The sequence below is a fragment of the Marinomonas foliarum genome, assembly GCF_003337275.1.
Classification (GTDB): domain Bacteria; phylum Pseudomonadota; class Gammaproteobacteria; order Pseudomonadales; family Marinomonadaceae; genus Marinomonas; species Marinomonas foliarum.
In genome coordinates, this window is record NZ_QPJQ01000015.1 from 15,597 (window position 1) to 37,504 (window position 21,908).

The window sequence follows — 21,908 nt, forward strand, 5'->3', positions numbered from 1 at the left end:
TCCTTGTATATCAGCGAACTTAAGAAATACTATTTCAGATATGAGGTTAATAAGAGGGGAATCTTTCAATGGTGGCTTTGGATAAGGTAGACACTGATATTGTTCGACGTATGCAGCAAGATGGTAAGCTGACTAACGCAAAATTAGCCAGCGAACTTTCATTAAGTGAAACACCCTGTTGGCGCCGGCTAAAACGCCTCGAGGAAGAGGGTATTATTACCGATTATCAGGCGAACCTTGACCGACGTAAGTTAGGCTTTGGGGTGATGGCGTTTGTGCAGTTGACCTGTAATCAGCACGATGCAGAAATCACTCAAACTTTCGAACAGATGATCCAGCAGTGTGACAATGTTTTGTCTTGTCATAACACCACAGGTGCGGCGGATTTTTTACTGCAAGTGGTTGCTAAAGATTTAGACGATTACAGCCGCTTTGTGGATCAAGTTCTGAGAAAATTACCGGGTGTGTCTGCAATCGCTTCGAATATCTCTTTGCGAGAACTAAAAGCATCAACGCGGTTGCCAGTATAATGACTGTATTTTAGAGAAGATGCAGATAATACAAAGCCAACTGGTAAGGGTTGGCTTTGTGCTTCACACGCCAGAAAAACAAACAATCACAAGGTCATTACAATACGGCCTGTGATTTCACCTTTTTCCATATCGGCAAAAATCTCATTAATATCATCCAGTGTTTTTTCTGCAATAATGGCTTTGACCTTACCTCGTGCGGCAAATTCCAAGCACTCTTCTAGATCTTTACGAGTACCAACGATGGAACCAACTACGCTGACACCATTAAGCACCGTGTTAAAAATTGGCAACGGCATGTCTTCTGGCGGCAAACCTACCAAGACACATTTACCGCCACGTCGAATGACGTCATAGCTCTGTCTGAAGCCCGCTTTGCTGACAGCAGTACAAACGGTGGCATGAACACCTGAGGTTGTGTCTAGAATTTCTTTTACGACATCGTCGGTTTTGAAATCGAAGAAATATTCTGCACCTAATGACATCGCCAAGTCACGTTTGGCTGCGCCCGTATCAACCGCAACGACTCGAAATCCCATGGCAACAGCGTATTGCACGGCTAAATGGCCTAGACCGCCAATACCAAATAGAGCGACCCAATCGCCAGGTTTTGCGCCAGAGACTTTGAGCGCTTTATAGGTCGTCACACCGGCACAGAATAACGGCGCTGCTTCAACATAACCTAAGCCTTCCGGTACTTTAACCACATATTCAGCATGAGCCGCGCAGTATTCAGCGTAACCACCATCGACGGAATAACCAGCATTTTGCTGCGAAAGGCATAAGTTTTCGTTGCCTGTTAAGCAATATTCACAATGTCCGCAGGCGCTGTACAACCAAGGAATGCCGACTCGATCTCCCAAGACCAAATGCTTTACCGCACTGCCGACTTCAACAATCTCACCTACGCCTTCGTGACCAGGGATAAAGGGCAGGGTAGGTTTTACAGGCCAATCTCCATGACAAGCATGTAAATCCGTATGGCAAACGCCACAAGCATGAATCTTGACGAGTACTTGATGTGGTTCAACATTAGGTTTAGCCACATCCTCAATGTTTAGAATGGCACCAAATTTACTGGCTACAGCTGCTTTCATAACAAACTCCATCTTTTTATTTAATTAGACGCAATGCTATGTAGTCATAGTGGCACAGAGGAGGAGCGCAAGAGCTGCTTTAGATCAAGGGTTAGGCCTAATTTTTATAAAGAAAAGAGGCTTTGTAAGGCCGTCTCTACTTTCTGCAGCAAACATGCAGTCTAAGTGCATCTACAGAAATACGGTTGTTTTTAATCAAGCCATCGCCAAGTATGTATGTAGCAACACGGAATAAAAGTAACGCTAATTAGGAGGAACATATGCAAAATCAAACTGCACAAGCCCACCACATTACAGACATTATTAAAGTGATGAACGGCGGTATTGAATTCTACCAAGAAGCGAAAACTAAACTTGATAACAGTACTTACCAAGCTTTCTTTGATCGTATGATTGGCGCTAAAGCAGAAGCGGTGCAAGAGCTACAACCCTTCGCTATTGATCAACAAGGCGAAGTCGAAAATGACACTAGCAACATGGTGAAAGCGCGCCAATCGTACACGAAGCTGTTGGCTAAGATCTCTGGTGATTCGACTACGTTTACTTATATTGATCAGCTTGAGGAAGTGGAAGATAAGGTTCTAGAAGAACTTGATTTGGCGCTAGAGCGAAAGCAAGCTCAAGACTGTGATGTTACCTTGCGTCGCGTTAAAGTCAGAATGAAAGAGTGCCATGATGAGATGAAGGCACTACAAGTCGCAGCTCAACATTAATGATATAGGGTGAGAAGCCGCGTTTTAGCCTTTGATTTGCTTTTACCTAAGGCAAAAACTTAGGGTAAGCGTTGCGGAACATTATTAGTATTGTAAAGCCAGCATGGGTAGATTAGGGGTCCATGCTGGCTTTTTTCATTTCTAATCATAGAGTTAGTGTGTAAATCACAGAAGTCACGTCAGGTCATGCAGGTTGCTATTCTTATCAGCTTTTGTCAGGGTGTAAGAAGAGGAGGCTTTTATGACCAATTCACAAAAGACAGTAACGGGTGCAATACTGTTACCAGTATTCATCCCAACCGTTATCGTTACCCTATTTCTTATCGTAGGAACCCTAAGTAATCCAGAGTTTGCAGGAGAGGTATTTCAAAGCGCATTGGCTTGGGTTACTCAGACTTTTGGCTGGTTCTATATGCTGGCTACCGCAATTTTTCTCGTATTTCTTGTTTGTATCGGATTCAGTAGCTGGGGCAATATTCGTTTAGGTCCAGATCATGGAGACCCTGAATACAGTTTTCCGGCTTGGTTTGCGATGCTTTTTTCCGCAGGCTACGGGATTGCCTTGTTGTTTTTTGGTGTTGCTGAGCCTGTCTTACACTTTTCCCAACCACCGAATGCTACTGCCGAAACCATTGGTGCAGCTCGAGAAGCGATGCAAATTGCCTATTTTCATTGGGGCCTACATATCTGGGGGATTTACGGCCTGATGGGGCTGGTTCTGGCTTACTTTGCCTTTCGCCATGGTTTGCCATTGTCGGTGCGGTCGGCACTTTATCCCCTGATTGGTGATCGTATTTACGGACCTATTGGTCATATTGTCGATGTGTTTGCCATTCTTGGTACTTTGTTTGGTTTGGCGACCACGCTGGGTTTATCAGTTACGCAAATCAACGCGGGTTTACATTACCTTTGGGAAGGCATACCGATTAACACCATGGTGCAAATCACCGCCATTGGGTTAATTACGTTAGCTGCAATAGGTTCTGTGGTTGCTGGTATGGATAAAGGGGTAAAAAATCTTTCGATTTTAAATATGTGCTTGGCTGTCTTTATCATGGTGATTGTGTTTTTCGTTGGCCCAAGTATTCATATTCTTGATGCCTTCGTACAAAACACAGGCTCTTATCTCAGCAACATTGTAGAGCGGACGTTTAATCTACAGGCTTATACGCAAAGTGATTGGATTGGTAACTGGACGCTGTTTATCTTTGCGTGGACTATCGCTTGGGCGCCATTCGTCGGCTTGTTTATTGCAAAAATTAGCCGAGGTCGTACTATCCGCCAGTTTATCTTTGGTGTGCTTGCGGTACCGACGCTGTTTACTTTCCTATGGTTTGCTATCTTTGGCGATACCGCCCTGTATTTGATTATGGAGCAAGGTAAAGATGTCTTGATTGGCGAAGTTCAGGCAGACCATTCGGTAGCATTATTCCAGTTCTATGATTTATTGCCTTGGTCTACTTTCCTATCGGTGATTACCGTCTTTCTAATCATTACCTTCTTTGTTACCTCCTCGGATTCTGGGTCCTTAGTCGTTGATTCATTGGCTTCTGGTGGTGCGCTGGAAACACCTGTGTGGCAGCGAGTCTTTTGGGCGTCTCTAGAAGGTATTATTGCAGCAACCTTATTACTGGCGGGTGGCTTAGGGGCCTTGCAAACCATGAGCATCTTAGCCGCACTGCCTTTTGCCATCATCATGTTGATTGCGGCACTTGGCTTATGGCGAGCCTTGGTGATCGAAGGGCATCGTGGTGCAGCAGTGGAAGCCGCTGCAACACCAGGTCGAGCATTCAGTAATGAAGGCAGCTGGCGCAAACGCTTAAGTACTTTGTTTAAATTTCCTGGTGAAGCCAAGGTGACTCACTTCATTAAAGAAGTGGTTGAGCCTGCGATGGAAGAAGTACAAAAAGAGCTCGCGATTCATGGCTGGAAAGCCAATATCACTAGAGAAGAAAACGGTGTTACTTTTCAGCTAGAAAGGGACGAAAAGTTAGATTTCTATTACCAAGTAGTGGCCACGGAACATGAAATACCAGAAGCCCACAGTGAGAATTCGAAATACGATACTCATTGGCAGGCCGATGTGTATATTCGTAATGGCGCGCTGGGTTATGAGCTCTATGGCTGTAGTCAGGATGAGGTGATACGTGATCTGATTGACCAGCTAGAACAGTACTTCAACTTTGTTGATGCCGCTCCAGGGCAATTACCTTGGAATACGGTGTCGTAGCTTAAATCTTGTTTAAAAGAGCAAAAGTCTATTAAAGCGTAAGCAAAAAAAGCCCGCATTGGCTCAATGAGTGAATGCGGGTTGTTATTAAATTGCTTATGCGTAATTTGCTTTTTTATCGCTAATTACTGACTCAGGGACGATGACACTCAAAGATTGAGGTCTGACGACGACTTCTAGCTTTTCAGCTTCACGCTCTTCGCCATCGATCACATAGTGACCTACTTGACTGATATCTACCGTTACACGCGATGCAGAACGATGGAATACGCCATTGTTCCCTTCAGGGGCTTCGCTGTCTTCATTTTGGTCGCCCAATCCAAGCATAGCCAATTCAGCCAAATTCAATATTTGCATGCGCTCAGGGTCTAACCAAGTTAAATCCAACTCGCCATCCATAATATTCGGTACGCCTTTACCTTGTGCTAAAAGCGTCGTTATAGGAGCGGCATTAGCAATGGTTAGGCTTGGTGTTGTGATGGTGAAAGGTTCATCGTCATTCAGTTGAATAGTAAATTCATGGACCTCGTTTTGGCCGATGGCTTCCCATAGACCTTTCAAGTAAGCAAGCTGACCACTGGTGTTCTTTTTACTACGGTCGGCTTTTTCAATCATCTGTTGCTCAAAACCAACGCCCGCCAGTAATAGCATTAATTCGCCGTTACAGGTTGCGGTGTCGATGCGTTGTTCGCAGCCATCAATTAGGTTTAAGCAAATGGTTTCCAAAGGTGCGACTTTTGACATGGTGCCGCAGAGCACATGGCTTAGCGCATTGGCGGTGCCAAATGGGATAATACCCAGCTTAATGTTGGTGCCTACCATGGCCGCTGCAACCTCAGTGACTGTGCCATCGCCACCACAGGCAATGATCATATCTGGCGAAGCTTTAACCGCTTCTTTGGCTAATGCAGTGCCATTTTTTTCTGGTGTGGTTGTTTTCACCGTGACATCAAAATAGGCTGATAGATAACGCAAAATAACGTCTTGTTGTGCTTCCCATTGGCGTGTTCCAGACACCGGATTGGCAATGAGCCAAGCGGAGTTATGCACCACCAAAAGCTTACTTTCTAAGGCGCTTTTTAGATGTTTAAACTGGCGTTTGTTTAAGCGAACAGTCTGGCGAATATCACGTATTTTTTCCATCACCTCTCTGGGAGTGGACTTAGGGTTCTGGCTCAGTAAATACGCTGCCATCATGAAGGCTGAGCGGCCTCGACCTAAAGCACAATGAATGACCACAGAGCGGCCCGTTTTACGGTGTGTGTGTATCCAGTTAAGAGCTTTTTGTATTTGCGTATCGGAAGGGACTGAGTGATCAAGAATTGGAATATTTAAGTAGTCCACATCGGCTTGATAAGACATCCAATTTAAAGAACTAAATTCAGCGGTTACGTCTAATACAGCGCTAATGTTCTCGCTTTTTATTTCATGAATATCCGAAGGGAATAAGCGTCGAGCCAAGAATAAGCCGTCATCAATTTTCTGTAACGCAGGAACAGAATCTGTGCTTCTCGCCCAACTGTTATAAAGCTGTGTGCTCCACAAAAAAGGCAGAAATACCCAGCGCACATAAATGGGTACTGTGCCATCGGAACGTTTGCGAAATATTGTTGGTTTATTAAGAAGATAGGCCAGACTGACAGTGAAAAAAGACAGGGCAAACCATGCCCAAGCGAGCTGGAAATAGACATTGCTGGTCATGATAACCAACAACACAAAAACAGCAGACACTAATAAATAATAGTTTGGTTTAAACAATACAACTCTCCCTAGAGTCCAGCCATAGTTCAAACAGAGTAACACACTGTTTTTTAAAAGTAAGACAGTAGCTCGTAAAGGTACAGATAGAAAAAAGAATCTCGCAATAAAAGTCAGATTTAGGACAGAATCGTCTTAGTATCTGACTCCTACCATTTGTGGGTTAAAGATCGGATTTTCGACCATGATTTTTTCTAAGCGTCGAGTTGCCTCGTTGGCTTTTGGCGATGTGAAAAGCGTCACTTCCATGTCTGGAAGAGAGGGCAAATCCTGATAAATAGCCAAATCCTCTTCTTCTAAGGTGTGGTAAGGAACAATACCAACCCCTACGCCAGCGCGAACCGCTGCTAGAACGCCTGAACGGCTTTGGCTGGTAAAGGCGATGCGATAAGGAATTTTGGCATTGTCGAGTGCTTCACAGGCAAATTGACGGTGTTTACAACCCTCAGCAAATACCACTAAGGGCAGTACGCTTTGGGTATGAACAAAATGATTTTTTGGACCAATCCAAACCAGTTCATCACGGCGTAACCGAATGCCGCCTTCGGTATCAGCCAGCATTTCAACTAGAGCAATATCAAGCTTGCCTTTGTCCAAAAGGTCCAGCAAATAATCTGGACGATAATCACAAATCGCCTCTAGTTCAGCTTCGGGGTAGCTCAAAATGAAGTCCTGTAAAAGCGGAGCAAGCGTGCGGCTAGCGTACTGATCATGCGTTCCCAGCCGAACCACACCACTAATGTCCATATTCTGAAACGAACCAACAATTTGATCATGAAGGTTTAAAAGCTGTTGCGCATGCGCTTTTAATTGCTCTCCGACAGCAGTTAATCGCACACCATGTTGACCACGTTCCATCAGTGGGTTGGCGATTAAATCTTCCAAGCGATTGAGCTGCATGCTGATTGTCGATGGCGCCTTGTGCAGTTGTTTGGCGGCCTCAGTCAGGTTTAGCGTCTCAGCCACGACCATAAAAGTGCGAAGTAAATTTATCGGTAAATCACGCATTGTTTAGTTTTCAATATAGTTGAACGTAGAGTTGAATATTTATCGATTTACCGAATAAAAGCAAGCTCCTAATATGGCGCCATTGATTGTTTTTTATACATGTCTTTCAAGGGTGTTTTTAGCAAGGAGTTTTTGATGCGTATTCCAATAACATTTGGCTTTAATCAGGTTATCAGTCACGGCTTTGGTATTTTCTTGTTTGCGGCATTAGTGCCAACCATGCAAGGCTCGCTTGATATTACCAGTTGGCATCTCGCCCTAGCTGGGGCGCTAACACAAGTGTCTTATCTTATCGGTGCTATGTTATTGGGCGTAATTGGTCCGCGCCTAGACTCCGGTCGCTTGTTGCTGATCACAGGCATACTCACTACGTCTTTGCTGTTTACCATGGCATGGCTAGATAATACGACTGTCATGATTTTTGTTCTCACCGTGATGGCGGCGAGTGCGGCCATTAGTTGGGGGTCCATTGTGGAGCTAGTTACTCGGTACGGTCGTGCTGACCGCACAGCGACTAACTTGTCTATTGCTTCAAGCGGTACTGCTTGGGGTTACAGTGTTAATGGTTTGATCATTTTACTGATTGTTCCACTATTGGGATGGCGAAGCGGTTGGATGGCTGCATCGGTACTTGGACTGATTACCTTGGTAGTCACTTTTAGGTTACTTAAAAGCGTTCGATCTCAGTCACAGGATCAAGACATTGATGTTACTTTCGCAATGGGCACACGGCAGTTGTTTAAAACCGTATTGCGTGAACGCACCGCTTTTCTTGCTTGCTTGATTTTGCTACTAGTGGGCGCTTCAACCATTACTTTTACGACTTGGCTGAATACCTATTTGGCGGAGTTATCACTACCGCCAGCATTGGGCGGATATACTTGGGGGATTATTGGCGTAACAGGCATGATCGCGGGCTTTTTTGTTGGCAAATTGGCAGATAACAAAGGTCCTAGTGTTACGCTTTTGGTTATTTTTGGCATTTTTGCTTTAGGCTTGTTGGCTTTCACTTATCGTCCTGAGCAGTTTGTTATGCTTGCAGGCTTTGGCTACGGCATGATGTATTTCCCTATTTGGGGCATTATTGCAGGCTGGATAAGCAAACAATATTCTTCCAAAGCGACCATGCAGATCAACGGTATTGGCATGGTGACGTTTGGACTTGGTGGTGCTCTAGGCAATGTCTTGGCAGGGATGATTTACGATGCGACTGGTAGCCTGTCCAATGTGTATTTACTTATCTGTGGGCTGGCTGTCGTGTTGTTTGTATTGGCAATGTATATATTCTTGCATGAGCGCCAATCCAACAAACCACGCTCTGACAGCTTCTTACAGCCAGAAATTTGATCTGGTGTTTAATGGTATTGACCGTCAGCCTTCATGGCTGACGGTCACATTTTTCATTTTTACCCAAGCCGCACTTATACTTTTAACTTCGACAAAATGTTGGTTAATTGATTCACTGCTTCCACACTATTCTTATGGCCGGACGATAAGCTGGAGACCACGTCGCGTAATTCCTGTGCAGCATCACTGATGATTACAAGGTTACGATTAATCTCTTCTGCTACGTTAGACTGCTCTGTGGCGGCAGAAGCTACTTGTGAGGAATTCTCGGAAATAGTCACTACGCGATCGTTAACAAAACCTAATTTCTCTGCGCTGTTGTTGGCCACGGTTACTGTTTCGCTGATGTTAGATTGACTGTTGTTTATCAAGTTTACTGCGGAGCCGACGTCTTCTTGTAGAGCTTTTATAAGGGTGTCGACTTCCTCTGTGGAGTCTTGTGTACGTGCCGCGAGACTACGCACTTCGTCCGCTACGACAGCGAATCCTCTGCCTTGCTCACCTGCGCGGGCGGCTTCTATTGCAGCATTCAAGGCCAACAAATTGGTTTGCTCTGCGATAGCACGAATGGTGTCTAAAATGCTGTAAATTGCGTCGCTGCGTTCAGAGACTTTAGCTACTTGAGTGCTGGCTTCGTTCAGTTCAGAGGCAAAATGTTCTACTTGGCTGCGGTTGTGCTGTACTAAGTCTAATGATTCTTTAAGATAACCGCTCATTTCATTAGTGGCATTGCCATTTTCTTGAGCTAAGTTTGCCACATCAAAAGCAGAGCTCGACATCTCTGTTACAGCGGTCACAACGGACTGAATTTGATCAGTTTGCGATGAAATAGACGAGTCGACTTGTATGGTGGTATCAACAAAGCTTTCATTGGAATGTGCCACGACATGGCGCTGTTCATTGAGTTGTTGAACCATTTTTTGCAATTTTTCAGTAAACAGATTAAAACCATCGGCAAGCTGTACCAATTCGAGATGTTTTTGTTGCCCCAGGCGTTGCGTTAAATCGCCTTCTTCAGAAGCCAGCTCCTTCATACGTGACGCGATATCACCCAATGGTGCGGTTACAGAACGTACTATTAGATAAATAACCCCTAACCCAATGAATACCAAAATCAATGAAAGTCCGAGTAAAATCGTTACGGCATTGTTGGTTTTAGCATTTAGTCCAGCGTTTAACTTTATGGATGGCGCAAGTAAAACGCTAGTCGGAACAGACAAGAATACAGTCCAGTTTTGAGCCGCGTGTCCAATGGCAAAATCACTGGTAAATGTCCACTCTAACTCTCCTTCAACCAATCCTTTTTTCGTAAGATCCACACCAGATAACGGAGTCGATTTTATGTTATTGCCTACCGCTTTGGGGAATGCACTGGAACCCACGATAATGCCACGTTGGCTAACAATAGTAATCTGCCCTTGACCATCGAATAGGTTTTGAGCCAAAGAAGTGACTTCGGTTTGAATCTTCGGCAAATTGACATCCGCACCGACCAAGCCGACAGACTTTTTGTTGACCAAGACGGGTTCGGTGTAACTGGTCATAAGAACACTATTGCCCTCTGATATTTCATATAGATAAGGATCGAGTAAGCAGGCATTAGCAGATTCTAGAGAGCATAAATACCATTCAGATTCACGAATACCATTGTCGTCTACTTCGGTGCCGTACTTCTCTGCAGACTCTGTTTCGTAAGAAACAAATTGCCCTTCTTCTTTCACCCAATATACATCTAAGGTTCCAACATCTGATGTCGTGAGCGTGTTCTTTGGCGACGTGCTGTCTAATTGGTCGTAACCGTTTTTTTCAAATTGAGCATACAAAGCACTCATGGTTGGCGTGCTTTTTACAAAGCCTTTTGTCATCGCGTGAACACGCTCACGGCTGAATGGTTCGCCGCTGTTTCCTATGGCTGTTTGAGTGAGCAGTGAGGCGAAGTTGGTCACCGTCGAAGCGGTGGATTCGAGGAACACTCGAACCTTAGTTTGTGCTTCATTAGCCGTGGACATTAGTAAGGTTTCTGCTTGGTCTTTTTGAACTTGACTTAGTTCATCTGATGCGAATTCATTGATTGAACGGATGGATTGAGTAGAGGCCAAAATCACAATACCTACTAGACACATGGCAAAAAAGCCAACGAGGAAAACAAGCTTTACTCTTATACTAAGATTCGACATCTGGAGCCTTTTTTTGGTTAGTCAATTGGATTGGATTCAGCGAGCGAATACGTTTTATTGGCTATTAGTGTAGACAATACGGCAATAAAAGATAAAAAAAAAAGCGTCAGGACTCTATATGCCTTTGGAGGTAGTTGCGCATTTTTGTACTTCAGGAGAAAGAGATAGCACTAAAAAAGTATTAGACTATGGTTTGGGCCCGCTATGGTATTGTTCTTGAGAATGATGGGAAGAACTCGACATATTGTTTCGCTGTTGCGAATAAAATAATGGATCAACATAAACCTAGCAAAAACGAGCTGTTATTTAATGGCTCGCAATGACATTGTTAATAGCTTTTGAAATTAGGTCTTTTTTCACCAATGTGCTTTTCACTGGTTTATCAAACCAGAAGTCCATTGGCTGATCAAAGCCGATGCCGTGCATGTAATTGTAGAGTGCTTTACGCAGTCCGTCGCCTAACATGTCGTGATCGGTTCCCGTTGGATCGGTGAAGTCCACATCGTTTTCTGCGAACAAAATATCAGGGCGCTCTACGAGAGTGATGCCATATTCATCCGGGTTAATACCAATTGGGCTGTGTGCTGTGGCGGCGAATCTATGCCAGAAAGCCGATTGAAAACAGCCTTGCGCCATCATCTGACGCACCATGTCTAAAGCGTCTATGGTTTCTTGCTCAGTTTGTGTCGGGAAGCCATACATCAAATAAGAATGCACCAGAATATCCGCATCACTGAAGGCTTTGGTTACGCGAGCGACTTGTTCGACGCTCACGCCTTTTTTCATTAGTTTTAGCAATCGATCAGATGCTACTTCAAGCCCGCCACTTACCGCGATACAACCAGAATCCGCCAATAACTGACAGCGCTCTGGTGTGAAGGTTTTTTCAAAACGAATATTGCCCCACCAACTGATCACCACGCCGCGTTCGATTAGGCGTCTTGCTAAGGCAAACAAGGCTTTTGGCGGAGCGGCTTCGTCGACAAAATGGAAACCTGTTTGTCCGGTTTCTGCGATCAATTCTTCAATACGGTCCACCAATATATCGGCACCTGCCGCATCGTAGCGATCGATGTAATCCAGTGTCACGTCACAGAAACTGCATTTGCGCCAGTAACAGCCGTGGGCAATGGTGAGCTTGTTCCAGCGGCCATCACTCCAGATTCGGTGCATCGGATTGAGCATTTCACACAGGGACAAGTATTCGGTTAACGGCAAACCGTCGTAAATCGGTGTGCCGACATCAGTTTGCGGGATATCGTAAAGCTCGGCGTTTTCATTGTAGTGAACGAATGGCTCGCCATTTTCGTCTTCAGCGAGGAAGTAAGTACGCACTAACTCGTCGATTTCACGCTTTCCGTCAAAGAATTCCAGCAAGGTCATAAAAGGACGTTCGCCATCATCAAGGCAGAGGAAATCGACAAACTCAAACACGCGAGGGTCTTTCAGTGCACGTAGCTCGGTGTTAATAAAACCACCGCCCAATACCACAGGAAGATCGGGATTAATGCTTTTACAAGTTTGCGCAATACGCAGTGCGCCGAGCATATTACCGGGGAAAGGCACGGTTAATGCCACGACGCTGGGTTGCGTTTCTTCCAGATATTGCTCGACCAATTGCTCGAGGATTTCTGAACTGAAGCTCGGTTCGCCCATCAGCGTATTGTAGAGATCGTCAAAACTTGGGTTAGCTGCCGCTAGACGCTCGCCATAGCGACTGACTTCAAAGTACGGATCGACGCCTTGAGTAATCACAGCCGACAAGTCATTAATAAACAAAGTGGCCAGATATTTGGCTTTGTCTTGCACGCCAAGCTGGCCAAAGGCGGTTTTTAAAATGTCGCCTGACACGGCTTCCATCTGTTCTATAGCATCAAACGCAGGGCCTTCAGGTAAAAAACGGCGGGATGTAATACGCAGTGCAAGGCTAGAATCTTTACCTTGTAAAAAACGAATCACAGGTTCAACGCAAAGGCGATAACGATCAAACTCCGCTAAGAAGCTAAATACGGCATCAGGCAGCTCGTCGTCTTCAAATGACTCGAAGTTGTCTTCCACATGCTGGCGGATAATATCCAGCGCAGGGGCTGTCATCATCTCTAAGAATAACTCAATGGCAGGGTCTCGCTGCACCGCCTCATAGCCCCGAGAGCGCAAAAAGCCCGTCAAATACGCCGTTGCTGGGTAGGGCGTATTTAATTGCGTCATGGGTGGAGTCATCAGAAGAACGGTCATAGCCTGCCTTTAAAGTAAAACCTAATCGGAATAGGCGGATTCTAGCATTTAAAAAGAGTTCCAACCTTTTTTAAATGCTGTTTTTCTAGCTGTTCTTTAGTTCAAGGATTATGAATTAAGACGTTTTCTAATGAAGGTAGAATTGGGGCTGCCCATAGCGGCATGTTGATACTATGGGCATTTTTCAGAAACTATTTTTTTTTAATTTTTATTCATTGTGTTGTTAATAAAATTAATTATATCGTTGTTAAATCGAGTGCTTTCTTCAAAAAATGGAGAGTGTCCTGAGTTTTCATATATTTTGCTCTGACTAGTAGAATTAAGCTCTTTAACTCTCTTTAGAGATGCGTTGGGGTTAACCAAAGCATCATGAGCGCCATAAATTAAAAGAAAAGGTTTGGTTAGCTTGCCTAGGCCATTCACAACATCCACATTCATACTTGGAACGGTTTTTTGCATGTTAAAAGATGCTGTCGCAGCATTGGCCAATAAAAGCTCAAAAGTCTCGGTATCAGGTTGTGTATTAAAGCATAAGCGTATGAAGTGACGTTCAGCTTCAAGATGTGTTTTTAGGTCTTCATCTGCCATACCACTATAAGTCTTTGGATGAGGTGTGATTTGTCCAGCCGCTAACTCAATCACTCCACCAACATACATAACACCCGCGATATGAGAGTCGCCATAGGTTGCTAAATAGCTACTGATGACAGATCCCCCTAGAGACCAGCCAACTAATATTGGCTTTTGTGGTGATGTGGTTTTAACCGACTCAATCACTGCGGCTAAATCATCGCCCCATAAACGACCATTTTGATATGATTCGATTGCCTCAGGTTGATCAGATAATCCATGACCACGAAGATCAAATGTAATTAAACGGTTTTTTGCCAGCTGAGGGTCATTAATTTGCGAACTCCAGCTTAAATGGCTGCCAAGCAGACCGTGAACAAAAATGATAGGTATTCCTTCTGGAGCCCCAGATTCTTGTACAGCAAGAGATACGCCATCGGCAGAAACCACTTTATAATTCTGATCACTAGCGAAAGCCAATGGAGTAAAAAACATTAAGAAAAACGAGTAGAGTAAGCTACTCAAAGCGAGCTTACGTGCGATTTTTATCATAAGATATATCCTTAGTTTAAGATTAAAAACGCAGTCTAAACCCTAACACTAATGTGAGAGTCAACGTAAAATTTGAGTATTCTATGCAAAACAGAAAACCAACAGGAACGATCACTATTGGCAATTTAGCTAAGCGATCAGGTGTCAGTGTGAGATCTATTCGACACTATGAAGAAGAGGGCGTATTAACATGCTATCGTGGAGATAATGGCTATCGTTTTTTTTCGATAGAAGCGATTACTCAGGTAAGGCAAATTCAGCGTTTGATTTCTTTTGGTTTCAATCTCAAAGATATACGTACTTTCCCCGAATGCATGAGACTAGTAGAAGGCGCTGAATTTTGTGAAGAAACACTCAGCGCTCAACAGTCACTGCTACAATCTATCGATCATCAAATAGAGACATTAGAAGAGCGTAAATATCAGCTACTGAAAACGATGTCAGAGAACATTTCCCAAGCATCATCGGTTATAGATGAAAGGTAATAGTTGTATAGATTAGGATTTACAGTGTTGTCGAACGGAAAGCATAATAGTCAACAAGTAGCTCGCATCTGTTCTATAGCATCAAACGCAGGGCCTTCAGGTAAAAAACGGCGGGATGTAATACGCAGTGCAAGGCTGGAATCTTTACCTTGTAAAAAACGAATAACCGGTTCAACGCAAAGGCGATAACGATCAAACTCCGCTAAGAAGCTAAATACGGCATCAGGCAGCTCGTCGTCTTCAAATGATTCAAAATTGTCTTCTACGTGCTGGCGGATAATATCCAGCGCAGGGGCTGTCATCATCTCTAAGAATAACTCAATGGCCTCGCTGCACCGCCTCATAGCCTGCCTTTAAAGTAAAACCTAATCGGAATAGGCGGATTCTAGCAAATGACCTGCACAAAAGCCCCGTGAATTCGGGGCTGGTGCCCGTTTATATTAGATAATACTAGCGAATAATGGCAATTATCACATCCATGACATTGGTATTTGTTGGGCCAGTAATAAAGATCGCATCCTGTTCACGCAAGTAGGTCCCTGCGTCAGCGCGTTTCAATGCATCTCGAACCGCGTGCATATCTTTTGCTGTTGAGCCATCTACAATACCGCCAGCTGCGTCGGTTGGACCATCACTGCCGTCAGTGCCGGCAACCAGCACCAATATGTTATCGCGACCAACGATGTTTTCTGCAATGCCTAGTGCTAGCGCTTGGTTACGGCCACCGTTGCCGGGGTTTTCGGGTAGCTTAACCGTTGGCTCTCCGCCAAAAATGTACACACCCGGTTCGGCATCCATTAGTTGCTGACCAATATAAGAAGACAGTATTTCAACATCGTCATACAGGTTTTCTGTATTTTCGATAACGTGATAGCCAAGCTCTGTTGCTTTGTTGGCCGCTGCTTCTCGGGCGACTTGGTTGGTACCAATTAAGGCAACGCTGGCAGCCGATGGACAGCGTTTAATTGACCCAGTGCCAGAGCCAATGGTACCAATGTCATCGCCTTCCACGTCGGAAATAGCCAGTACGCGGACGTCAGCACCTTTAAATTTTTCGAGTAACTTACCGTCTTTGACCAAAGAGGTTTCTTTGCGGCGGGTATTGATCTGACCAATATTATAGCCAGCTGCAAGCATTTGATCTGTTAGCTTTTGCCAGTCTTCCAAGCTGACATCGTCAGGCAGAGCTTCAGATAAAGCCGATGCGCCACCAGAGACTAAAAGAAGTAATTTACTACCTGCTTGCATGTCTGTGACCGTAGAGAGTATTTGCTTGCCAGCGTCCAATGAGTGTTGATCTGGAACAGGATGAGCTGACTCAAGAACCGTTACGTTGGTTGCATTCCACATAGTTTGGTCTGTGTGATCGTACTTTGTGACTAATAACGCAGGGCAATCGTTACCTAGTGCCGCTAAGGCACCTGCACACATGCCACTGGCTGCTTTACCGACGGCTATGATTTGATCTGGCGTGAAGTCAGTAAAGCTTTCTACTGCACGGTACGTTGCATTGTAGCCAGCCACCGCATTGATCGCAGCGTCAAAAATAGACACAGCAGAGTTTTTATCATGTGAATGCAAACCTGTTCTCCCTTACTTGCCTCAGAGGCATAAACTAAAAAACCGCATCAACAGGACAGAGTCACGCCCTTAGATGCGGTTTTTTGAATGTCTAACGACAGTATTACTTAATTACCAAGTGGCCCTTGCAGACCATTTTGAGCAAGTAACGTCGTGTAGATATTCGAGTTCAATACCATCATCTCCGAGTATTCAGCAACAAGTGCCGCGCGTTTGTCTGTGTCTTCGGTTGCGTTAATTGCTCCCCAGTATGCCGCAATTTGTGTTGCGCTGTCAGCTAGTTGCTTGATTTGCTCAGCTGATAACGCTTTAACAGAACTCGCGTTTACTTTGCCCACGCCGTTGACCGTCTTAGTACCACCGTTGGTGAAACCTTTAGGCAAATCGCCTTTTAGGTTAATCACTTTATCGTGTTGAATCACACTTAGGATTTGATCAACCGCTTGCTTAGCGCCTTCGACACGAGAAACGTGTTCTGTGTCTGCCGCCGCATGTGGTAGAAGTTCCATTTTGCCTACGTGCTTTTCGTAGATGTTGCGGTAAGGAACCATTGGGCCAGATAATTCGCCAGTAGCTGGGTCTTTAAACAAATCCGCATCGATTGCTGCGTAACGGATTTGGCCGCTTGCTAAGGCAGCGTCTAACGCTTCGATGTCAACTACTTCGCCACGGTCGTAGTTAACTAGCACGGCACCTTGTTTCATTGCAGAGAAAACGTCTGCATTGATGATGTCAGAGTTGCTGAACTTGCCAGTATCAGCATTGAATGCACCTAGGCCAGTGTGTGGGCTAAGTACGTCAGCGTCTTGTGCTGCTTCAACGATGCTAGAGGCGTAAGTGAAGCCTTCAGACTCGATCCATTTCTGGTGCGCAGGACGAGCGTATACAGATACCTTCATACCAAATGCAGCGCCTAGTTTCGCTACTTCACGACCGATGTTGCCGTAACCAACAACAGCAAGCTTCTTACCTTCAAGCTTAGTCGTTGGGAACTCTGCAAGGTTCTTACCTGTGTCGAAGTCACCCGCCACAACGCGATCGTGCATGGCAGAAACTTGTAGATCAGGAAGCACTTTAAGCAGCGCTTTCATTGCCGCTTGTGCGGTTGCACGAGAGTTGAAGCTTGGTGTGTTCATCAGTGGTGCAACACCACCTTCACCGTTACCGCCGCCCCAGCTAGCAGAGCCCATGTTGCCAGTGCCCGCACCGATACGTACGCCACCTAACTCGAACTTAGATTCCGCTGGGAAGAATGTCGCTGCAGCGATCACAGCGTCGTATTGACCTTCGCCCGTTTCAGCTAATAGCTCGTCTTCACGGCTTAGGCTTGGCTGGTAGAAGAAATGTACTTTACCTTTCGCAAGGTCACCGGCTTCAGCAACAGAACCGAAGTGGAACTCACCGCCTTTAGACTTGATGTAAGCTGCAACTTCGCTGCAATCAGCGTTGCCGTCAGCATCGAATACCATGCCGACTAGGTCAGCGATTAATACTTTGTAAGCACGGTTTGCATCGTCTACACGTACGTCGCCTTCAGCTGACGCTGATACAGCGCTTTCGAAAGACTCGCCTTGTTCAGCTAGCAATTCTTCAAGAACCGCGTTTTTCGCACGTAGGTAGCAGTACTGAATGTTTTCTAGTAGCGCCGTGATGTCTTGTGAAGGACGGATACCGCCGATCCATGCACGGTAGTCGCCTGGCGTACCTGGGAATGCGTTTACGTAACGAGCAACGTCTAGACCTTTCTCGTGCGCACCGTCAGTATGAGTGATACCTTCGTAGCCTAACATTTGCTTCGACTTAGCAATGATGCGAGCGTGAACGTCTGCGTCTGTGATGTCACCATCCGTCACTTTGAGAAGCGTTACGGCTGCACCACGAGAATCTGCATTAGATACACCAAGTTCGAACAAGTCGCTGCTTGCTATCCAGCTGTCTACAGACTGGCGGTTTGCTGCAGAACGCGCATTCAGTGCGTAAACATCACCTATCATGCGTTCGTTGCGAAGGATCGCAAAGGTGGTTTCGGCAAACGCTAAGGTGCTGAAGGTATTAATGATACCGCCAAGCATTTGGTCTTTTTCTGCATCGTAGATTGGGCCAAGATCAGTGGTTTTTTCACTGGTCAGTGGTTCTTTTGCGTCACGTGGCACTGCAATTTTAAGCTGACGAGGAATCGCCCAAGAAGGGTCTTTCTGGTTCGCATTGATCAGTGCTAAGGCAGGTTTAGTTAAAGAAACGATGAAGTAACCAGAAATACCGCCGATGGCTTTTTGGAACGGCATGAATAGGTTGCATTTTGTTAGTACGCCATCCACCAACTCTTTCGCCCAAGGCATAGCACCAAGTAGGGACGTTGCATCGATTACGGCGTGGTGTTCTTCTGGGTTAGCGTCAATCCAAGCCAATAAGTTGGCAATTTCTTGCTCTGTGTAAGTGGTCGCGCCTGTTGTTTCATGGCCCACACCGAAGAACAATTTAACGCCTTTTTCGATTAGGAAGTCAGCACTTGGAATCGCGCCTTCGCCTTCAGCAAAGATAATCCGGTTTTCGTCACCGTTAGTCGCATAACGCTGTAATTCTGTTAGCTGAGTGCCCCAAGATTGACGAAAGAAACCGCCAGCCTTGCCTTCAGCCGATTCAGGCTTAGGCGTATCAACGTACACAATTTGAGAGGCATCGTTTGCAGTCATTAAATGCAGAGCTGCTGCGGTAAAGCCACTGTGACCACCACCAAGACCAACCGCCATACGGTTGGCTTTAGGAAAACCAAAGTAGCGGTGAATTTCACGCATCATGTCATTTAGGACTTTGTCTGCAGGGTAGCCACGGTGCATGCCACGACCGATTTCCGCAGTAGTGAAACTACCAATGCGATTACCTTTGTCGTCTAGTTTTGGGTAGTTTTCTTCTATCCAAGCGTCAAATTCAAAACGAAGTTGACGAGCATCCACTTCGTTTAATGTCATGTCTGTAATAGGACCAACGCCGAAGAACTGGTTGCTAGTAGCCTGAGGAGCGCCTTTTTGTGTCAGAGAAAGCGCACTCGCGCGAGCGGCTTTAAGTTGCTCAATTGAAGTCATCGTTTTCATTACCTGCAAGATAGTTTATACGTTCGCTCTGGCTTTAATGGCTATTCTAAGACCAGGCAGAGAAGAGTCCCTGTCCTTCCCCACAGATAAGAATGTTTACCCATGGACATTATCCAAACAGAGCATGGTTTTATTTTTTAAACACAAAACGATAAATGAGAATCTTTATTACGTTGTGCTAGTGCAGCAGTGTAATCTTGTTCAACGACATGAAAGTGTTCTGAAAACGCCAAAATAATGCGTGTCCCCTACAAATGGACGCAATTAATCGACTTAAAAGTGAAAAAGCGCACTTTATGGCACTAGGGGAAGGAGAAAGTGGGTGGCATGCTCGTATTAGAATGGTGAAATACGAGCTTTAAAGATTATTCAAGAATGGGCTTCAAATAGTCTAGGCCAAGTTGCTGCATTTGCTGTTCAACCCAATCGACTCTTTGACGAAGATAATAGGTTAGCTCGTTAGGGTTTCGAGTACGGGGACTTGGTAGCATGATGGCCAAGCGAGCTGCTTGGTTCATGGTGAGCTTGCTGGCGGATCTGCCAAAATAATGCTGGCTTGCGGCTTCGACACCATAAATGCCTTGGCCAAACTCAGCGATATTCAAATACACTTCAAGAATACGCTTCTTGCCCCATAGTGTTTCAAGGCCAATGGCAAAGCCTGCTTCTAATCCTTTGCGAATAAAACTTCGACCAGACCAAAGGAAAAGATTTTTTGCCGTTTGCTGGGTAATAGTGCTCGCACCACGAAGACCTTGTCCATCATCGTATTGGTCAAGCGCCTTACTTATCGCGGTAAAATCAACGCCGAAGTGATTGGGAAAGCGTTGGTCTTCGGAAGCAACCACGGCGAGTGGCATATAGGGCGGTAGCTTATCAATGCTGATCCAATCTTGAGTGGCCGGATAAGGACTTTGCAACATAAACGCTGTGGTTGGCGGTGGTATAAAGCGAAACACCAATAAAACAAGAATCAGCAATAGCAAAGCGCGCCAAAGAATGGTCCAAGTCTTTTTGAAAATACCCTGTTTACGCTTTGCCATTTATTCTCTCTTAATGATTCGAACGAGGCTTTCTAGCCCGCGACAACCAAGAGTATAAACAATAACAGTGGTAAATCTTTAATGAATCTTTAGTTTTTGCTGCGCAGACTCTATACCTCGATTCCTGTAGCATTCGTCCACCAAAATTTTACCGTCCGCAACATCGGATTTCACCTTACATTATAGCAATAGGACATTGCCAAATGGCCGACTTTAAAACCCATTTTACGGTGGCAGCCATACTCAGCGCACCATTGGCAGCCAGCACCTTTATTATGGGCTTTGCCAATATGAACGAGGCCATTTTTTACGCCTTGGCTGGCACCCTTGGTGGATTATTGCCTGATATCGATGCCGATGATTCTGCCGCTATTCGTCTGATATTTCGGCTCTTTGGCGCCTTGGCTGGTGGTCTGGCAATTGCGTTTGGCATGGAGAAACTGATTCATTGGCAGGTACTCGCCTTAGCGATTGTCAGTTATTTAGTGGTACGTTTCCCTATCCAATGGGTGTTTGAGCAATTTACTATACATAGGGGGACGTTGCACAGTCTGCTGGCCAATATGATGTTTGCCATGCTTGCCGTTCCTATTACTTATCACTTGTTCGCTCTTGAAGCGAAAACCGCTTGGGGGATTGGTGGTTTTATATTCTTGGGTGCGACCATCCATCTCATACTTGATGAGTTATACAGTATTGAACTGTCTGGCATGCGTATCAAACGCTCGTTTGGCACCGCGATGAAGCTCACCGATTGGGGTGAGCCGCTGGCGTCGCTGGTGTTGGTGCTCTGCTGCGTAGTGGGTTATTGGTTAAGCCCAAGCGCAGAAGCTTGGATAACAGCCTTTACTTGGTGGCCGGAGAACGTACAGTTATCAGACTGGTTTATACAAGAGCTAAACGAGTTACGTCAGCTCTGGGGTTAGGGGATAAATGGGTTCAGCGGATCAAGACTGGCTTATGAAGACATAACCCAGTCTGTCGCTTCTTTCTTACGCTTGAACACCTTAATGTCTGCAGAGATAAACCAGCTAATTACACGAATTAGTCTGTTCTGCCAACGGCTTTTGCCGTAGATGGCAATGCGATTGAACTCACCGCCAAGTCGCTGACTTAATAAAAATTCCGACCAAGCGCTTTTAATGCTCCAGCCTTCAAACTCACTAATATCCACCAACAAACCCGCATAAGGGGAATGGATAGTGTACAGCGCCGCCTCTAGCTTAGGCGTGATGCTTTCGAAATCCATGTCGCTTGGGTGACCTGAGGTTTTCACATTGAGTAACAGCTTGTCGTTATAACGCTTTGCATTCAGTGAAACACCATTTGTGTAAGTAGACATAATTAGCTCCTAAAAAGCGCTTATCAATAGTGTTACTTTAGAACAAAATTGCCAGTAGGAAAGTTGATTAACTCAGCATAGATAGTCAGCAAGCAGCTTGTAATTTGCGCTTTTTGCTAAAAGTGTCAGTAAAAGCAATAGAAAAAGG

Annotated in this window: 17 protein-coding genes; 6 read left to right on the top strand and 11 right to left on the bottom strand. The window is 45.2% G+C overall.

Going from position 1 to position 21,908, the window contains the following annotated elements:
* Window positions 1–68: 68 nt before the first annotated feature.
* On the top strand, window positions 69–530 hold the full coding sequence (locus tag DFP77_RS09495; protein WP_114412054.1) for an Lrp/AsnC family transcriptional regulator: 462 nt from the start codon (window positions 69–71) through the stop codon (window positions 528–530).
* Window positions 531–616: 86 nt separating this feature from the next.
* Here the strand turns inward: DFP77_RS09495 and adhP are convergent, their stop codons facing one another.
* Window positions 617–1,627 carry an alcohol dehydrogenase AdhP gene (gene adhP, locus DFP77_RS09500; RefSeq protein WP_114412055.1) on the bottom strand — a complete coding sequence of 337 codons (1,011 nt, stop codon included), beginning with the start codon at window positions 1,625–1,627 and terminating at the stop codon, window positions 617–619.
* A gap of 260 nt (window positions 1,628–1,887) precedes the next feature.
* Here adhP and DFP77_RS09505 point away from each other — a divergent pair, with 260 nt between their 5' ends.
* Both DFP77_RS09505 and DFP77_RS09510 read left to right on the top strand, forming a co-directional pair.
* Window positions 1,888–2,340 (top strand): PA2169 family four-helix-bundle protein, encoded by a 453-nt coding sequence (locus tag DFP77_RS09505; protein WP_114412056.1) that lies wholly within the window; start codon window positions 1,888–1,890, stop codon window positions 2,338–2,340.
* A gap of 241 nt (window positions 2,341–2,581) precedes the next feature.
* Window positions 2,582–4,570 carry a BCCT family transporter gene (locus DFP77_RS09510; RefSeq protein WP_114412057.1) on the top strand — a complete coding sequence of 663 codons (1,989 nt, stop codon included), beginning with the start codon at window positions 2,582–2,584 and terminating at the stop codon, window positions 4,568–4,570.
* Between the two features lie 96 nt (window positions 4,571–4,666).
* Here the strand turns inward: DFP77_RS09510 and DFP77_RS09515 are convergent, their stop codons facing one another.
* Together DFP77_RS09515 and DFP77_RS09520 are read right to left on the bottom strand one after the other, a co-directional pair.
* Entirely contained in the window at window positions 4,667–6,328 is a 1,662-nt protein-coding gene (locus tag DFP77_RS09515; RefSeq protein ID WP_114412058.1) for a diacylglycerol kinase family protein, read from the bottom strand.
* 135 nt (window positions 6,329–6,463) lie between these two features.
* Window positions 6,464–7,336, bottom strand: coding sequence for a LysR family transcriptional regulator (locus DFP77_RS09520; RefSeq protein WP_114412059.1), 873 nt, complete (start codon window positions 7,334–7,336; stop codon window positions 6,464–6,466).
* 135 nt (window positions 7,337–7,471) lie between these two features.
* On the opposite strand from DFP77_RS09520, the gene DFP77_RS09525 reads away from it, so the two are divergent.
* Window positions 7,472–8,683, top strand: coding sequence for an MFS transporter (locus tag DFP77_RS09525; RefSeq protein WP_114412060.1), 1,212 nt, complete (start codon window positions 7,472–7,474; stop codon window positions 8,681–8,683).
* Between the two features lie 74 nt (window positions 8,684–8,757).
* Here the strand turns inward: DFP77_RS09525 and DFP77_RS09530 are convergent, their stop codons facing one another.
* From DFP77_RS09530 to DFP77_RS09540, 3 genes are all read right to left on the bottom strand, one after another.
* Window positions 8,758–10,860 (bottom strand): methyl-accepting chemotaxis protein, encoded by a 2,103-nt coding sequence (locus DFP77_RS09530; protein WP_114412061.1) that lies wholly within the window; start codon window positions 10,858–10,860, stop codon window positions 8,758–8,760.
* Window positions 10,861–11,166: 306 nt separating this feature from the next.
* On the bottom strand, window positions 11,167–13,095 hold the full coding sequence (locus DFP77_RS09535) for a B12-binding domain-containing radical SAM protein (RefSeq protein WP_114412062.1): 1,929 nt from the start codon (window positions 13,093–13,095) through the stop codon (window positions 11,167–11,169).
* A 201-nt stretch (window positions 13,096–13,296) separates the two neighbouring features.
* The gene (locus tag DFP77_RS09540) at window positions 13,297–14,217 is read right to left on the bottom strand and encodes an alpha/beta fold hydrolase (protein ID WP_114412063.1); all 921 of its coding nucleotides are present in this window, start codon (window positions 14,215–14,217) and stop codon (window positions 13,297–13,299) included.
* Between the two features lie 83 nt (window positions 14,218–14,300).
* Between DFP77_RS09540 and DFP77_RS09545 the strand changes: the two genes are divergently transcribed.
* Entirely contained in the window at window positions 14,301–14,702 is a 402-nt protein-coding gene (locus DFP77_RS09545; protein WP_114412064.1) for a MerR family transcriptional regulator, read from the top strand.
* Window positions 14,703–14,752: 50 nt separating this feature from the next.
* Here DFP77_RS09545 and DFP77_RS09550 read toward each other — a convergent pair whose 3' ends face one another.
* The 4 genes from DFP77_RS09550 to mtgA all read right to left on the bottom strand — a co-directional run bounded on the left by DFP77_RS09550 (window position 14,753) and on the right by mtgA (window position 20,418).
* Window positions 14,753–15,046, bottom strand: a complete 294-nt coding sequence (locus tag DFP77_RS09550; RefSeq protein ID WP_258861111.1) for a hypothetical protein — start codon at window positions 15,044–15,046, stop codon at window positions 14,753–14,755.
* A 106-nt stretch (window positions 15,047–15,152) separates the two neighbouring features.
* Window positions 15,153–16,283: a glycerate kinase type-2 family protein gene (locus DFP77_RS09555; RefSeq protein ID WP_114412065.1), complete on the bottom strand. Its 1,131-nt coding sequence runs from the start codon at window positions 16,281–16,283 to the stop codon at window positions 15,153–15,155.
* Between the two features lie 107 nt (window positions 16,284–16,390).
* Window positions 16,391–19,366 carry an NAD(P)-dependent oxidoreductase gene (locus DFP77_RS09560; RefSeq protein ID WP_114412066.1) on the bottom strand — a complete coding sequence of 992 codons (2,976 nt, stop codon included), beginning with the start codon at window positions 19,364–19,366 and terminating at the stop codon, window positions 16,391–16,393.
* 374 nt (window positions 19,367–19,740) lie between these two features.
* On the bottom strand, window positions 19,741–20,418 hold the full coding sequence (gene mtgA, locus DFP77_RS09565) for a monofunctional biosynthetic peptidoglycan transglycosylase (protein ID WP_114412067.1): 678 nt from the start codon (window positions 20,416–20,418) through the stop codon (window positions 19,741–19,743).
* Window positions 20,419–20,621: 203 nt separating this feature from the next.
* On the opposite strand from mtgA, the gene DFP77_RS09570 reads away from it, so the two are divergent.
* Entirely contained in the window at window positions 20,622–21,344 is a 723-nt protein-coding gene (locus DFP77_RS09570) for a metal-dependent hydrolase (RefSeq protein WP_114412068.1), read from the top strand.
* A gap of 32 nt (window positions 21,345–21,376) precedes the next feature.
* Here the strand turns inward: DFP77_RS09570 and DFP77_RS09575 are convergent, their stop codons facing one another.
* Complete coding sequence (locus DFP77_RS09575; RefSeq protein ID WP_114412069.1) at window positions 21,377–21,760, bottom strand: SpoIIAA family protein; 384 nt, start codon at window positions 21,758–21,760, stop codon at window positions 21,377–21,379.
* Between the last annotated feature and the right edge of the window lie 148 nt (window positions 21,761–21,908).